At 33.3% G+C, this 15,796-nt stretch carries 15 protein-coding genes; 3 read left to right on the top strand and 12 right to left on the bottom strand.

What is annotated here, in order from left to right:
- Window positions 1-121 precede the first annotated feature (121 nt).
- The 10 genes from AYC65_RS04535 to AYC65_RS04490 all read right to left on the bottom strand — a co-directional run bounded on the left by AYC65_RS04535 (window position 122) and on the right by AYC65_RS04490 (window position 10,176).
- Window positions 122-823, bottom strand: a complete 702-nt coding sequence (locus AYC65_RS04535) for an ABC transporter ATP-binding protein (protein WP_034872022.1) — start codon at window positions 821-823, stop codon at window positions 122-124.
- A 640-nt stretch (window positions 824-1,463) separates the two neighbouring features.
- Window positions 1,464-2,183 (bottom strand): SDR family NAD(P)-dependent oxidoreductase, encoded by a 720-nt coding sequence (locus AYC65_RS04530; protein WP_034872021.1) that lies wholly within the window; start codon window positions 2,181-2,183, stop codon window positions 1,464-1,466.
- A gap of 208 nt (window positions 2,184-2,391) precedes the next feature.
- A complete protein-coding gene (locus AYC65_RS04525; protein WP_034872019.1) occupies window positions 2,392-3,963 on the bottom strand; it encodes a discoidin domain-containing protein in 1,572 nt (523 codons plus the stop codon).
- 130 nt (window positions 3,964-4,093) lie between these two features.
- Window positions 4,094-5,263: a TlpA disulfide reductase family protein gene (locus AYC65_RS04520; protein WP_162275841.1), complete on the bottom strand. Its 1,170-nt coding sequence runs from the start codon at window positions 5,261-5,263 to the stop codon at window positions 4,094-4,096.
- An 84-nt stretch (window positions 5,264-5,347) separates the two neighbouring features.
- Window positions 5,348-5,947, bottom strand: coding sequence for an NADPH-dependent F420 reductase (locus tag AYC65_RS04515; protein ID WP_052114820.1), 600 nt, complete (start codon window positions 5,945-5,947; stop codon window positions 5,348-5,350).
- A gap of 309 nt (window positions 5,948-6,256) precedes the next feature.
- Window positions 6,257-6,883 carry a hydrolase gene (locus AYC65_RS04510; protein ID WP_034872017.1) on the bottom strand — a complete coding sequence of 209 codons (627 nt, stop codon included), beginning with the start codon at window positions 6,881-6,883 and terminating at the stop codon, window positions 6,257-6,259.
- Window positions 6,884-6,983: 100 nt separating this feature from the next.
- Window positions 6,984-7,427: a nuclear transport factor 2 family protein gene (locus AYC65_RS04505; RefSeq protein ID WP_108721179.1), complete on the bottom strand. Its 444-nt coding sequence runs from the start codon at window positions 7,425-7,427 to the stop codon at window positions 6,984-6,986.
- A gap of 175 nt (window positions 7,428-7,602) precedes the next feature.
- On the bottom strand, window positions 7,603-7,971 hold the full coding sequence (locus tag AYC65_RS04500; RefSeq protein ID WP_034872016.1) for a helix-turn-helix domain-containing protein: 369 nt from the start codon (window positions 7,969-7,971) through the stop codon (window positions 7,603-7,605).
- A gap of 294 nt (window positions 7,972-8,265) precedes the next feature.
- Window positions 8,266-9,933 (bottom strand): FISUMP domain-containing protein, encoded by a 1,668-nt coding sequence (locus AYC65_RS04495; protein WP_052114819.1) that lies wholly within the window; start codon window positions 9,931-9,933, stop codon window positions 8,266-8,268.
- Between the two features lie 57 nt (window positions 9,934-9,990).
- A complete protein-coding gene (locus AYC65_RS04490; RefSeq protein ID WP_059333840.1) occupies window positions 9,991-10,176 on the bottom strand; it encodes a hypothetical protein in 186 nt (61 codons plus the stop codon).
- Window positions 10,177-10,587: 411 nt separating this feature from the next.
- Between AYC65_RS04490 and AYC65_RS04485 the strand changes: the two genes are divergently transcribed.
- The gene (locus AYC65_RS04485; protein ID WP_034870178.1) at window positions 10,588-11,817 is read left to right on the top strand and encodes a phage integrase SAM-like domain-containing protein; all 1,230 of its coding nucleotides are present in this window, start codon (window positions 10,588-10,590) and stop codon (window positions 11,815-11,817) included.
- A 252-nt stretch (window positions 11,818-12,069) separates the two neighbouring features.
- Here the strand turns inward: AYC65_RS04485 and AYC65_RS04480 are convergent, their stop codons facing one another.
- On the bottom strand, window positions 12,070-12,813 hold the full coding sequence (locus tag AYC65_RS04480; protein WP_034870179.1) for an SDR family NAD(P)-dependent oxidoreductase: 744 nt from the start codon (window positions 12,811-12,813) through the stop codon (window positions 12,070-12,072).
- A gap of 39 nt (window positions 12,814-12,852) precedes the next feature.
- On the bottom strand, window positions 12,853-13,614 hold the full coding sequence (locus AYC65_RS04475; protein WP_034870181.1) for a nuclear transport factor 2 family protein: 762 nt from the start codon (window positions 13,612-13,614) through the stop codon (window positions 12,853-12,855).
- Window positions 13,615-13,883: 269 nt separating this feature from the next.
- Between AYC65_RS04475 and AYC65_RS04470 the strand changes: the two genes are divergently transcribed.
- Window positions 13,884-14,087: a winged helix-turn-helix transcriptional regulator gene (locus AYC65_RS04470; RefSeq protein ID WP_059333839.1), complete on the top strand. Its 204-nt coding sequence runs from the start codon at window positions 13,884-13,886 to the stop codon at window positions 14,085-14,087.
- A gap of 261 nt (window positions 14,088-14,348) precedes the next feature.
- On the top strand, window positions 14,349-15,599 hold the full coding sequence (locus AYC65_RS04465; protein ID WP_019974921.1) for a site-specific integrase: 1,251 nt from the start codon (window positions 14,349-14,351) through the stop codon (window positions 15,597-15,599).
- The last annotated feature ends 197 nt before the right edge of the window (window positions 15,600-15,796 follow it).

The raw sequence follows: 15,796 nt of genomic DNA, 5'->3' as shown, positions 1-15,796 counted from the left end.
TTTGATCATTATTATATCAGGATAAAGCTTTTACGAGAACTAATCATTATTGCAACACTGTAACAAAAATAAAAATACTTTTAAAATAAACGCACCTTTGTTGCAATAATTTTTCAAAATTTTATTCTTGCATAAAATCCAGATAAATTTTTTCCAGTTCATTGGCTGTTACATCAGAAGCTGACATTTCCTTCACCAGTAGCCCATTTTTAAGAATTCCTATACGACTGCATGTTTCTCTGACCCTGAAAATATCATGTGAAGCCATCAGAATAGCCGCGCCGTTTTCTGCCAGTTTCTTCAGTAAAGCAGAGAGTTCGTTGCTTGCCGAAGGATCGAGACCACTTGCCGGTTCATCCAGCAGATATACTTTGGCTTTTTTGGCATAGGCTATAGCAATTCCTACTTTTTGTCTCATTCCTTTGGAGTATGTTTCCGTTTTTTTATTTTGTGAATCTATCTGCAATCCACAATCCGAAAGAATATTTGAAAGCTCCGCCGTGCTGTATTTTTTTCCTGCCAGTTGACAGAAATAATAAAGATTCTCAATTCCCGTCAAATAGGAATAGAGGTTTACATTTTCAGGAATATAGCCTATAATCTCCCGAGCTTCTCTGGCATTTGTTCCAGTATTTATATTATCCAGAAGCGTTATCCCTGAATCTGGTTTTAGAAATCCCAGCAACATATTCAATGTAGTAGATTTCCCTGCACCGTTCGGTCCAAGTAATCCATATATTTCTCCTTTCTGTACGGATAAAGAAAGTCCATCCACAGCCAATTTCCCCTTATAAGATTTACTTGTATTTTCAATATTTATCATAGTTTTCAATGTATTCGATTCGGATATTTAAAAATCACCTTAATGCAATATTGTTTCAAAAATAAAAATTATATTCATTATTGCAACATTGTATCGTTAATTATACCAAAATTTAAAAAGGAAGAAATAGAGAAATGCGATAGCAACAAGGGAAATTACAAGACTAATACATGAGCCCGGAATAGCTTTGTTATATGCTGAACCACAAATTCTATTGGGTGAGATTTGTGATTATGCAACCACTTGTAGAATATTTGCGAGATTAATGGGGGAAGAAATCATTCACAAAGTGGCCGAAGAATCAGTTACCTGGATTTAGGTTTTGAATATTGTTAAGACTATTTATCTTTTGAAAACACAAAAAATCTAATAGTTACACTAGAGAATGGAAAAATTAAAACTTACAGAAAATATTGGAATCTCTATACTGCATTAATCGACTTTGATTTGGTAGCACCTATAAAGAATCTTTAATGATCAGAGTGAAGCTGATAAATCAGTTTCAGTTTCTTATGAAAAAAGGGTCTGACTCTAAATAGCGTCAAACCCTTTGTTATTATATTATATTAAATGTTGGGAGTACCCCAATAAATGCAAACATTATAATTTATATAATCTGAATATTGCTGTTATTTTATACTTACCAGCCTATTACCTCTCCATCTCTGAAGAATCCACCAGTTGGACCGTCTTCTGGTAAAGTTGCTGCCCAAACAATTCCATTAGCCCCCTCTGTTACAGGTCGGGCTCCATAAGCTTCCATACCGGGAGTTGTAGCAACAAATCCAGGACAAACAGCATTGATCCTTATTTTATCTTTCTTCAGCCTCTTCGCTAATTTTACAGTTAGTCCATTCAAAGCTAATTTAGAAGTGGCAAAAGCCGGAACATCAGCAAAATAATTTGCCAGGCCAAATACCGGATCACTAAAGGATCCTATTCCAGAAGTTACATTTACAATAGTCCCATTGTCTGCTAATTTCAATAATGGAACAAAAGCCTGTATCATTCTCAATGCCCCAAAAAGATTTAAATCCAATGCTTCTTTCATAAAATTAACATCTACTGTCAGAAGATCACTGTTCTGGTCAAAAAAGCCACCGGCATTATTAATTAATATATCCAGTTTCCCATATTGTTTTGTAATTACATCTAAAAGTTTTTCAATACTTTCTTGACTTGTTACGTCCAGTTGTGCAGCATTTACACCTAACTGTTTTCCCAGAACAGTTACCGCTTCAAGCTCACGGGCTGTAATAATTACGGTTAATCCTAATTCTTTTAATCTTTTAGCTGTTTCATATCCTAAACCAGTTTCTCTACTTACACCAGTAATAAGGACGACTTTATTTTCAAACATATTTTAGTTATTTTTTATATTTATTTATACTTTTTCCCCTGCATATGAGTATGCTAATACGACAAAAGACCCATTTTTAAATCCTTTTAAAGAAGTTCCTCGTTTCTATCTATCATTTTTTCTTGCTTTAATAAAGTCTTGACTGTTTCAGTAAAAAATATTTCTCTTCAAAATCAGGTATTAAAAGCCAAAAAAAGAATATTATAATTTAGTAGGCTCCAAACTCAGCAAGATGTGTATAGTTAAAACCTCCATTAGTTGAAGTTACTTTCACTTTTACATACCTCATAGACTGTGCCTGTGCCAGATCTACATATTGCCAGCTTTGCTGAGCTTTTAATGAAAAAGTGCCTACACTTGTCCAGGTACTGTTATCATTGCTTTTAAAGATTTCAATATCCTTCATGGCTCCATTTAAATTGCTGCGATTGGCAAAAGCAAATCCATTCACTGTAGTTGCAGCTCCCATATCAACAACAAACTGATGTGGTAATGGAGCTTCTCCTCCTCTCCATTTAGTATGCCATATAGTAGATGATTTACCATCAAGAATATTTCCAATAACATCAGCCGATTCTTGACTATCCGTATCAATTGCTACCCAGTCCGTTTTTTTTAATAAATCTTTTGTGTTTATCACCTCAATATGCGGTATTCCGTCTATCATTTGATAACTATACTGAAAATTGGGTCTAGATCCGTTCTCACAGATTAGACTTATGGTTAAATCATTACGGTAATTACCTAAATTTTTAAGCTCAGAGATTGGTATTTCTGTATTAAAACTATTAGTCTCCGTTGGCTTGGAAACCCAGTTTTCGGAATCATAGTTACCATCGTTTGCGTTGCGTTTAGCATCATTTGTATACCCTACATACAGCACTTTTTTATTACTTGTAAATTCTCCGGATATTATAATTTTCTTTGCATCAGCATCATATTTAGCATTGATCTTATTAATTTCCGCAGTTACATCACTATACCAATCACTTCGAGTTGTTTTACTAAATAGCTGACTTGACAAAAGTAAAGCACAGTCCCAGGCATCCATTGAGCTCTTACTTACAACAAAATTACCTCCGTTGCCTGTAATTACCGGTTGTCCATATTGAGTGTTATTGGACACCAAACCGCCATTATGAGGAAGTCCAAAGCCATGTAACATTTCATGAAAATTACCTCCAATCCATGCAGATGCTGAAGCAATGGTATCGGTATTTGCCGGATTAGCTTTCATATTTCCGATTTTCATATCGGGAAAATCAATACCATAAGACTTCCTGCCTATTCCATAATAAGGTGCTTTTTGTTCCCCTAACTTATTGACTGTTGTTAATACAAAGTAATGCTCACTGGTACTCGGCTTATCTTTAAAATACTCCATAATCTCAGCCCACATTTTTGGCTCACCCCCACTATATGGATAAGATGAACTTGCCTCTTTACCATAAACAATATTTATTTTCACTTTACCCTCAGCATTCTTTAAAAGACCAAATGTTAAATCACCATATCCCCATTTATTCATCCAGTCCTTTATGTAATTTTGTTCATAGGTAAGCGTTTCACTAATTCGATCCTCATAGTCAGGATTAATCTTTTGGTCTTTAGGAACAAAAAGAACAACATTCAGGTTGTAAGGAGAAGAGGAAATATACTCAGTATCTAATGCTACTGAGGCCGATCGATTTAGAGCACTCTCATCTCTACTTACCATAACTTCGTTTCTACATCCCATCAATGCAAAACTTAAAACAAATAATTTTAACAAATTTTTCATATAAATTAATTTTGTGATTTGTACTTCTATAGTAATGACAGCTTTACAGAATCATTACATAACTATTGAATAGTTTCATTTTTAAGAGTCTGTTAAGAATAGCTTTTCCTTATCAGAATAATTTGGCTTATTATCTTTTAAATAACGTTTCCAATTTTATATCTAAATCGTTATTTTCACCTACATAGCGAGCAATAATTTTACCATCCCGATCCAATAGAATCTTTGTTGGGAATGCCGTTATACCATAATCTTTCACAATATCAGACCTCTTGATATCTTCATTATTAAGTACCTGAATCCAATGAATATCATCTTTCTTTACTGCTTCTAGCCATGATTTTCGAGACTTCTCATAGGTTGGTGATTCTTCCTGAGCTATTCCTACAATCTCAAAACCCTCTGCCTTATATTTTTTATATAATTCTTTCATATGGGGATGTGATTTTCGACAGGGCATACACCAACTCCCCCAAAAATCCAGTAAAACATATTTCCCTTTTAAAGACTGCAGATCAAATGGTTTACCGTTTATATCATTTTTATTAATTGGGAAAGCCTGCATTCCTATCGCCGTAGACTTGTTTTTCTTTATATAACTTTCCAGTTCCTTGGCATATGATATTGTTTTTAAGTCATTGTTCAGTCCATTGTATAACTTTTCTAACAGATTAAAATCTATAGCATTTTGAATCTTGTACAGAAGGTAAACACTTACTATTGAATTTGGGTTTTTTAATATAAAATTGGTATTTAGATCTTTTTCTTTTTCATTATTGCGTTCTATGAAATTAGTTAATCTATCAAATTCTACAGTGTCTTTATCCGGATCATAAGAAGTATAAATTCTTTTCATTTCCAGCCAATTTTCATTAATTAACCGACTCTGCTCTTTCTTAATGCTACTCCACTCCTGATTGGCCTTGCCTCCTTTTATTGTTGCCAAATGAAGATTATTTATATCACCTTCAATAGTTATTTCATCATTGGTCAAAACAAACTCTCCCACAGGCCCGGGAATTAAACCTCCTTTTATTTCGATAGAATTATCTGGTGTACTCTTGGCTGCTATACTTGCAATTACTGGTTCTGAAACTTCTCCTCTAAAGATAGCCCAGCCTTTTTCGTAGGTATAGGTGGAATCTACAACCATGCTATCTTTTAAAGGATAATAAATAATTACTTTATTATTTTTGAGATTATCGGTTTTTAGTTTTACTATATATCCTTTTTCTTTTTTGTTACTACAACTTAATGTAAAACACACTAAAGCAAAGAACATCATTATTGTACTTTTCATCATTATTAGTTTTTAGTCTTAATCTCTCTAAGAGAAATAAACCTATTAAATCATTATCTTATTCTTTATTGATGTCAATTGGTATTATTTAGTATTTATTTCATGCAAATCTCCACCAACCTCCATTCTTATTGACTGATCTATCCCACCTATATAAACAGGATTAAATCCGCTATTTTCAATCAACTTTTCAATATCTTCTTTAATCTCTATATCATCAGCAGCATAAAATAAGTCTATATTTTGATTTGATTTGGATCGAAGGCTTTCAACTGTTAGAGAACCCAACGCTTTAACTAATTTTGCTCCTTTTGGAAGAAGTAAAGCATTGCTCATACCTGCGGATTTGTTTTCTTCAATAACTCTCTGTAATCCTCCTTTTCCATCAGGAATAATCGGATTCGAAACATCGATTATTATTTTATCTTTTAACAAGGTCTCATACTTTGTGAAGAAATCTGGATATGCTGTAAACCAAATTGCAGGAATTACGATATCGGCTTCATTTATAGCATCTTCAATTTCTTTTACAATAACAAATCCATTAACTTCAGATGTCTGAGAGAATGTTGTTGCATCATCAATATTTCTTGATGCAACAATAACTTCATGTTTATTCTTAATCAGATTTATGGCAATAGCTTTTCCAATATTACCTAATCCTATTATCGCTACCTTTTTCATTATGCTTTTTTTAAAATATTAGTAAATAGACCCAATGATATATTAAACAAGTCTGCAATTATCAACAAAAAATTACAAGACTGATTATTAACACAATACACATTAATTAAACCGCCCAATACAGCAGCGGTTTAATTTTCAATAATGCATCGAGTGTGTTTATTTTTCTCAAGCTTAAGCTATCAGTTTTCAGCTTCCGACTAAGATTAGACAGCTATGATAGGCAGAAGCTAAAAGCTTAATAACCAATATCCTAAATTGAATTTACAGGAAGTGCTTCATCTTAATTTTCTATATAAATCAAGTCGCTTATAGTGTCTCTCCAAGAAAAGATCCATTAGCAACCAATGCTTTAGAAAATACCGGTATTGTCTCTTCCCTATTCCAGTCTCTCTGCCATTCGCAAGATAACTGGGTTAATGATGTTAATCTAGCACCAGCTTGTTGAATTCTACTTAATGCAGCATTATGTGCTTCTTTTGATGTTCCTCCGACACAATCAATAGGAGCAAATACATTATAACCTTCACTTAAGGCGTCCAGAGCAGGAAATGACAGACATGCTTCGGTCCATAATGCACACATGATTAAATTTTTCCGATCTGTTTTTTTTACTGCTTCTAAAAACTCATAATCTTCCCATGCATTAATAGATGTCCTGTCAAAAGAGTATTCATCGTTAAGAATTGTTTTTAATGCTTTAACGGTTTCTTTATTTCTTCCGGTTGCCACATTTACTGTTGATAGAATAATCGGGATATTGAAGCCTTTAGCCATTTCTGATAAAGCACAAATGTTCCTTACCAAGTCATTCCTATCCATAGAATTAATAGAGTTTATCTGTATTGGTTGATAATCAATAACAATTAATACAGAATTTTCCGGGGTTACAAGATGATCTTTTTGTGGATTGCGAATTGGTGTAATACTACTCATAAGTTTTTATTTAATTTATTAATACTTTGTTTTTTTAAATTAAGAATCTTCCTTTTTACTTAGCACTTTTCATCAGCCAGGATATTGGATCCTCTGCTGACTATTTAAATTTCGCAGCAAAGGTTTGAGCTACAATTTTACCATCTCTTACAATATAGGTATCTGTTGTAAAATCTGTTCTCGAAGTCTCCCACGTTAAATAGGCTACTTCTCCGACGATGGTAACGGTTTTTACTTTTAAATTTGTAGTCGCAGGAGGAAAATAATCTTTATATACTATTTCAAATTGCTTTCGAATTTCTTTCAATCCTTTTACGTAGCCTTTCTCGTTTACACCTTCCACAATTATTACAGCATCTTCTGCGTAATCTTTTAATGTTTCATCCACGTCCCCTTTACGAAAGGCCATCATATGGTGCTCAAATACTTTTCTAGTAACTGCTGAATCTACATGTGATTTTAATTGTGCATTAGCCTTATTTCCACCTAATAATATCAGACTTCCTGTAATAATAGTAGCAAATAAATATTTTCTTGTTATCATAAAAATTAATTATAATGTAAAGGTATCATATGCAGTATCAAAGGAAATAGTAACCTTTTCTGTTTTTTAGACATTAGGAATCATTTATAAATTCTATCAGAACTGATTTGTGATGAATGGAATAAATTGATCTTTTTATATAATGAATAGCTGGGTAAAACAATTTAAACCTAACCTATATCTTTTCACGGAAAGCTTTTCTATATTGTACAGGGGTATTTCCTGTATGTCGCTTAAAAAATTTTGTGAAATTAGAAGGGTCATAATCTAATCTTTGAGCTATTTCATTAATTGGCATGTCAGAATATCTAATAAAATCCTTAGCAATATCAAGCAGCTTTTCTTCATATACAGCACAAGGGGACTTCCCTAAGACTGCACTTATAGTATCACTAAGATGATTAGGATTTATAAATAACAGATTTGCAAATTCATTGATCTCATATGCAGTGTCTATTTCACCAGATTTTAATTTCACCAGGTGCTTATTTAATTCTAACAGAAACTGTTCAGTGATTTCAGCTTTCCTATTCTTTAATTCCATTATAAAAAAATTACTACGATTTAACTTTAAATTAATATAAATGCGGTTATCCACAGAATTATATAAAGTCACAATATTAGATATAAACATAATAATGCTTTACCCTATTACCTATATTATATCACTTTGAATATCTTCATTTTCCCATTATTAAGGAATCCTCAGACTTAATTAATTTTATCTATACCAGAGTTTAGTCATTATAGATTAAATTAATATATCAATTTTTCTTCTCTGGGTCATGATAAGTTCATATTACCCATCTGACCTTACGACTAAAAAGCTTATACCCAATTATATCGCTGCTATTTTATTGCTTTCCGCTACACATCGAATATTAAATCCAAATTGCCGGTACCAACTAAAACTGGCAACAGGGTTTTCAGAAATTTTAAGATATATACTATAGTAGTCAGGTCCTTTGCTACTCGACCAATAATGAGAAACCATTCCTCTTTGAGTAAGCGGATTGTTATAAAAAAAGTATCCCTGGGCAGGAAAAGTCAGTTTAACACTACTGTTTCTCTTACTGGTCAAAATTTTAGCTGCACTATAATTAGTATTGTCTTCTTTCCATGTTCCCGTCTGCGTTTCAATTATCCCGGTTCTAAGTGCTCTAAATTCTATTGTTGTCGGAACTCTATATCCTGAAGGACAAGGATCATTAGTTGTTTTTACTGGTGCAATATCTGTACCCGAATTCCAAGCTTTTTCATCTGCAGCTACAGAATTATAATTAGCATTTACATTAGTTTCCGTTCCGTTTGCAACAATTGCACTCCGTCCAAACTGATAATAATTACCATGAAGATTAGATGCTATAGGAGTCTTATCCGGATCTATACCAGTATCTACCCCCAAATTATGACGCATCCAAATAACACCATTGATACGCGCTGCCGAAATACCTTCATGTACAAGGTAAATATCCGTTGGTTTAATTTTAAGCTTCAAATCATATTTAACCCCGGGAACAATTTTCAGTCCGGTTAAAACATCTTTAGATGTGGATTGGGCTATTTGGCCAATTGTTAATGACGAAACGACAAGCTTACCTGTTGTTGTTTCAGTATTAAGTACTACTGGGTTAGCTGTTACAGTCTTTGTTTCAGGGGTACCAAAATCTATTGAAATATTACCTGGTATTCCACTTCTTGTCAATACCCCACTTGCTAAAGCAACGTCAAGTACGGGATAATGGGAATCAAAATTTGCATTTACTTTAGTAATGTTATATCCTGTTTCAGAAGCATCAATAGTGGCTGTAATCTGACTCAGTTTGTGTTTGAATATTATATCTAAATTATTGGGTTTATCGCCTGACACACCCATGTCTTTTCTATAATACATAAAATCAACGTTGCCTTCTATTGCTGAAATACTTGATGTAGCAAGTGTCTTATTACTCGGTATAGAAAAACTAACTGGTGGTAGATCTATAGTACTATTGATAGAATATGCAATGAAAATATAGTCTTTACCCCCTTGTAAACTAAGTATTTCGGAAGAAGATTCTTGACCACGAGTATAATCTCGCTCTGTTACATATTCCCCGTTTGTCTCAAATACAATTACTTTATACCGGATTCGTTCTTTAAGATTATTAATTTCTGCAACTGCCTTAGTTCTATCATTAAGAGAAGCATAAGCTTCAGGAATATTTCCAGAGGAAACAGGAGATAATTCGGCTACTAATGTATAATCCTTATTAAATGGAATTTCTTTTCTTTGTACCCCCTCTCCTTTTATTGAAGTGTTGTTATTTGACGATGCCTGAGTTTCTAAAACTGTATTATTTTCAAAATCATCTCCAAGCATATTAATTTTTATTGTAGCTGTTCCATTAATTAGCTTATTATCTCTATCAGTATTATGACATGAGAACAATACAGAGAATAGGAACAGGGTTATAATTGGTTTGTAATAATTGTTATATATATCGTTGTGTTTTTTTATTTTCATAATTCAATCTTTTGTAAATGTACTTTTGTGGTAGTTTAAGTTTTATTAAGGAATCTGCTACCAGTCTAGCTCACCTTCTATAGCATCACCCTTTTCCCATTCTTCTTTTATTTCACTATAAATATTTGTGGGTACTATCTTCGCTGAGCCGGAAGCTATCCCTTGTTCCATTTCCACGAATGCAACTTCAATTTTTGGTGGTACATAAACATTTTTTTCTTCATCTTGTTTGTTGTTTTTCATTATAAATTATTTTAGGTTGTGTTTTTTATACAGCTCATTTTTTTACAGTATACTCTCTAATTAATAGTAAATATCTAAGGGTAATTTGCAAACCAATAAAAACAAAATCTTGCTTATTATCAGTAGAGCTGTGAATGGGTAGTCCTGTATAGACTACTTTTTATACTACTGATTTACAGTGCAATACTTTATACAGGCAAAAAGTAGAATCTTGGATCTTTAAGTAGTTGTTTATGAAAAAAGAATTAGCACGATAAAGAAAAATTTAAACACTATAATAGTATGATTTATAAGAATTTAAAGTTCTAGGCATTTATTTAATTAATTTATATTTGTTCCGAAAAAGTAGTCTATACAGGACTACTTTTTTATTCTTAAATTAGCTGATTATTAATACTTTAACTTTTCAAAATGACATTTAATTTTTACTTATCCAGCAAAGAATCCACAAAAAATATTAACTTAACCATCACAGAAAATAATTTTACCTATTCGTTTCGTACAATATTAAGAATTCCAGAACCGGATTGGGACGCTAAAAAACAACGTCCAAAAAATATATACCTTAAAAAGTATAAAAAACTCAATAATAGAATCGATCGTCTGAAAACTATAATTTCAGCATATATCAATAACCAAAAAGCCCAGGGAAAACAAATCAAGCAAAGATCTTTGTCCCGGGAAATACACAAAGTATGTACTGAAAAACAAATTTCTTATCACGAAGAATCATTATTAAACTTCATGCAGCTATACATACAAAGTAAAAACGGCATCATTTGTAATTCAACATATAAAAGATATAAGGTGTTTTTTAATCTTATACAAAGATTTGAAGGCACTATGATGAGCCAGTTAATGATTCAAGATGTTAATTCTGAATTCATAAAAAAAATTCTTTCTTTTGGTCAGGAAGAATTATATAGTGAAAATACCATATACAGGACTATACATTTTGTTAAAACCATATTAAACTATGCAGAAAGACAGGGCATAAGAACCTCTGTAAGGGATTTGGATATAAAAAGAGAAAAACAAAAAAAAGAAATTATTTCTTTGACAGAAGACGACCTTTTAAAAATAAAACATACAGAAGTTCCAAATGAACTAGAGCCGGCTAAAGATTGGTTAGTTATAAGCTGTTTTACAGGTCAAAGGTTTTCGGATTTTATGAAATTCTCTCAGGAAAAACTATTAGATGTCCAAGGAAAAACTTGTATTAAGTTTATTCAGCAGAAGACAAAGAAAGAAATCCTCCTACCCTTACACCCCGTTGTGTTAAATATTTTACAAAAAAATAACGGTTACTTTCCTAAAGCACTTGATATTAAAAAGTACAACCAGGATATTAAAAGGGTTGCAGAAATGGCAGGGCTCGATAACATTTTAAGAGCTAATAAAAGAATAGGACATAGAGTCAAAAATATATTAGTTGAAAAATGGCAAGCAATAACCAGCCACATCGGAAGACGTACCTTTGCAACAAATTTTTATGGAAGAATCCCCACACCACTGCTTATGGAAGCCACCGGGCATAGCACAGAGCAAATATTCATGAAATACATTAATGCATTTGACAAAGAACGTATAATACTTTTAGGCAATCATTTTGACGATATATACAAAAAAATGACGGCTTGATTTCGGAATAAAAGATAGATCTTAAAAATAATTTAATTAATAATTTCTCATATTATATTTTATCTCCTCACCTTTGTGAGAAGCAGTATTTTTATGCATTTAAGATTTTGGGTTAATAAATATATTATGCTAGTTTTGAAGGCTCATCGGCAATAGCCAACATAGCAACTTTTATTAAACAAGTCTGGCTATTGTTATATAATACACTATAATATCAATCAATAACCAGAATTGCTCAATTTTCAATTAGGCTTATGGTACCAATTTAAAACCTCCGTCTACATCAATAATAGCACCTGAAATCCAGCCAGCCTGTTTACTTGCTAAAAATGCGACTGCATCACTAATATATTCCGGCTTTCCTAGCATTTTTAAAGCCTGATCTTTTAGAAGTGTATCCTTCCCTTCATTTGTTTCAAACCAAGGATTTAATCCTGTGTCAATAGCTCCTGGCGAAATAGCATTAACTGTAATTCCACGTTCACCAATTTCTCCTGCAAGATATTTGGTAAATGCTTCAATAAAACCTTTAATGCCAACATAGGTAATGAATCCCGGAGCATATGTTTTCTTCAGGGACGATGAAATATTAATAATTCGTCCCCCATCATTAATATGAGGAAGTAGTTTTTGTGAGATAAAAAATACTGCTCGCAAATTAATATCAATCATCGCGTTAAATAATTCCTGATCGACTTCCTGAAAGGACTTTACAGGTGCAATACCCGCATTATTAACTAAAATATCAATCTTGTCGATACTTAGTTCTTTGGCAATGATCTCACCAGCGTCGTGCTTAGATAAATCAACCTGAATAATTTGTTGAACTATGCCTCCCGCAGAACTAATCTCATTTGCTGTTTCTTCAAGTGATGTCTTCTCAATATCATGTAAAATAACCGAAGCACCTTCAAGAGCAAGCCGTTTAGCTATTGTAGCTCCAATTCCTCTACCCGCCCCTGTGACAAGGGCTACTTTGTCTGTTAATTCATTCATAATTCTCTCTATTTTACCTAATAGGGGGATATCCTACTTCTAAAAAGGTCCGTTAGAATGCGCTACTACGTCAGGAAATACAGCTATTACCTGCCATTGCTCAACAATTTTATCATTGGTGTCTATTCTTAGAATATCCCAAAATGTATGAATCTGTCCTCGAATTTCTCCTTCTGACTGTATTGCAACAAATTCTCCTTCAGCTACAACTCTATGAACTCGTTTGTATTCCTTTTCATCAACCTCCAAGGCTTCTTTTAAAGCTGTTATTCCGTCTCCAATACCGGGATTATGTTGTAGTACATCTGCATTAACAAACTTATCCAGTTCATTTATTTTTTGGCCAATCAATACATTTTCAACATATTCTTCACCAATATTCTTACTCCTTTCGGTAAGTTCTTTATTTTTAATTTCTGTTGGACCATCCAACTGGCTTCTCCCGGAAATACTAGCGGGAGCCATAGGAATAGACGCATCCCAATGTTCAGCAATTTGGTCATTTTCCACTCGGAAAATATCAATTCCAACAACTTTTTCTCCACCAGTCATTATATTATTGAGCCAATTGTGATGAATTCCGTGCATAACAACAAAACTATCATCTCCAATAAATCTCACAGGCTCATAACTATAATCCGGGCGGAGTGTTGCTAATAAATCTTTTAGACCTTCAGGTCCATTTTTCACATATGGGCTATGTTGTTTATATTGAGGATGAACATATTTTTCGATAACGCTGGGATCATTATTTGTCATTAATGCAGACCACATTTCTGCTACTACTTCTTTTGCTTTCATAAGTTTTTACTTAAATTATAATTGGTTTAAAATAAAATATGACTTAACAAGCTATACTAAATTTCCAATCTGGATTTTTTTATAAAGTATCTAGAATATTATTATAATCCATCAGTAATTAGACGCATACCCAGTTATATATTTTTACATATATTGCAGCCATATTGTTATAACAAAATTATTGTCTGTATCACCGGAAGTCAAGTACTAACCTTCAAGAATGCTACTTACATGCAGGTATGAATTACTGATTATTAATCACTTACAAAATGAAAAAAAATGAAAAAAAAATTGACAATTGCCCTATAAGAAAAATGTTCGTTATAATTGGGAGTAAATGGAGATTGTTAATTATTGAAATATTAAGAGAAGATAAAAAACGATATGGTCAGTTAAAGCGCCATCTCCCGGAAATAAGTGAAAAGGTTCTAAATGAAGAACTAAAAGCCTTGGTAGAAGATGGCTTTTTCTGAAAAAAAGATTAGTAAAAAGCAAAAATAAGCAAAACGATTAAACCCGTTGCTATACAATGCTTTATAAAACAGTAGTCTTAGTTTGGAACTCGGTGTCTGATAGGTTTTGGTCGTGAAAACACAAGGTTAGGTTACTAATTCGTTACCGATTGATAACGGTAATGACATAGCTTAACTGATTATATTTCAGTCTTTTGCACCCATTTTTATATTCCCTTGTAACTCAATGTAATTTAATTTTAAACATTAAACATTTGAGTTATGGAACAGACAAAAAAGTCCACGTTCAAACTGCTTTTCTACCTGAAAAAGAACGAACTGAAAAAGAACGGTAATGCACCAATTATGGCACGTATTACCATTGATGGAACACCTAAAACTTTCGGAACAAAGTTAGAAATCAATCCTAATAATTGGGATTTAAAATACGGAAGAGTTGAGGGAAAGAGTGCCACCGCTTTGAGCGTTAACCAAAAATTGGATAACATACGTGGACGTATCGACAAGATTTACGAAGATATGCTGAAGCACGAGGGGTTTGCAACCGCCCAAAAAGTAAAGCTCTCGTTTTTAGGTGTTGGTGTAATGGAAGATGCCGTACTAAAAGTCTTTAAAGACCAAAACGAAGACTTTGAAAAAATGGTCGCTAAGGGAAAACGCTCTCAAAGCACATATAGCAAGTACAACACTGTTTACAATCACCTTAGCGAATTTATAAGGGAGCGTTACCATCGTGACGATATGGCTTTCCGAGAACTCACTTCTGATTTTATCCGTGAGTTTGATTTCTTTCTTCGCATTGATAAGGAATGTACCCATAATACGGTTTGGGTTTACACAATGCCAGTTATTGCTTTGGCAGAATTGGCTATCAAGAAAGGCTTGATACGGGATAATCCTTTTGAAGATTATGAAATCAGTATGGAAGAAACCGACCGCAGCTACCTTTTAAAAGAGGATGTGGAAACTTTAATGCTCCTGAAACCATCTAAGCCCCGATATGAACTTGTAAAAGACCTTTTTATTTTCAGTTGCTTTACAGGGCTTTCTTACATTGATATTAAGAAACTGAAATGGAGCAATATCCAGTCTTTCTTTGATGGACACCAATGGATAATCAGCAGGAGGAAGAAATCAGATGTTGCCTCCAACGTCCGTCTTTTGGAAATCCCCAAACGCATCATTGAGAAATATCGTGGAGTTACAAGAAATGATTTTGTATTCCCAATGCCATCCAATGCGACTTGCAACACGCATATAGGTAAACTTATTGAGGAAGCGAGTATTGTTACAGAACAGAAAGTTACATTCCACACCGCCCGTCACACATTCGCCACAATGTTTTTGACCGAGGGCGTACCGCTTGAAAGTCTTAGCAAAATGATGGGGCATAAAAATATTTCCACCACACAGATTTACGCCAAAATCACAAGCCAAAAAATCAGTAAGGATATGGATTTAGTTGCCCCAAAATTTCAGGCTATGGAAGAAGCATTTTTAGCCGCAATCTGATTAACTTTTATTACTTCACAACACAGCAGAACTTAACGGTTCTGCTTTTTTTATGCCCTTACTTTTCGATTATTCCAACCTCTATTTCAGGCTCTCATAGCCTGGTCATTTATTCCATAAAAATTAGAACAGAATATTTCCACAATCAACCGGTAAAAAGGCAGCTAAGTTATAGCGGGCAGCCACCGCACCCACCC

Origin of the sequence: Elizabethkingia bruuniana (assembly GCF_002024805.1) — a bacterium.
Classification (GTDB): domain Bacteria; phylum Bacteroidota; class Bacteroidia; order Flavobacteriales; family Weeksellaceae; genus Elizabethkingia; species Elizabethkingia bruuniana.
This window is presented reverse-complemented; position numbering and strand designations above follow the sequence as displayed.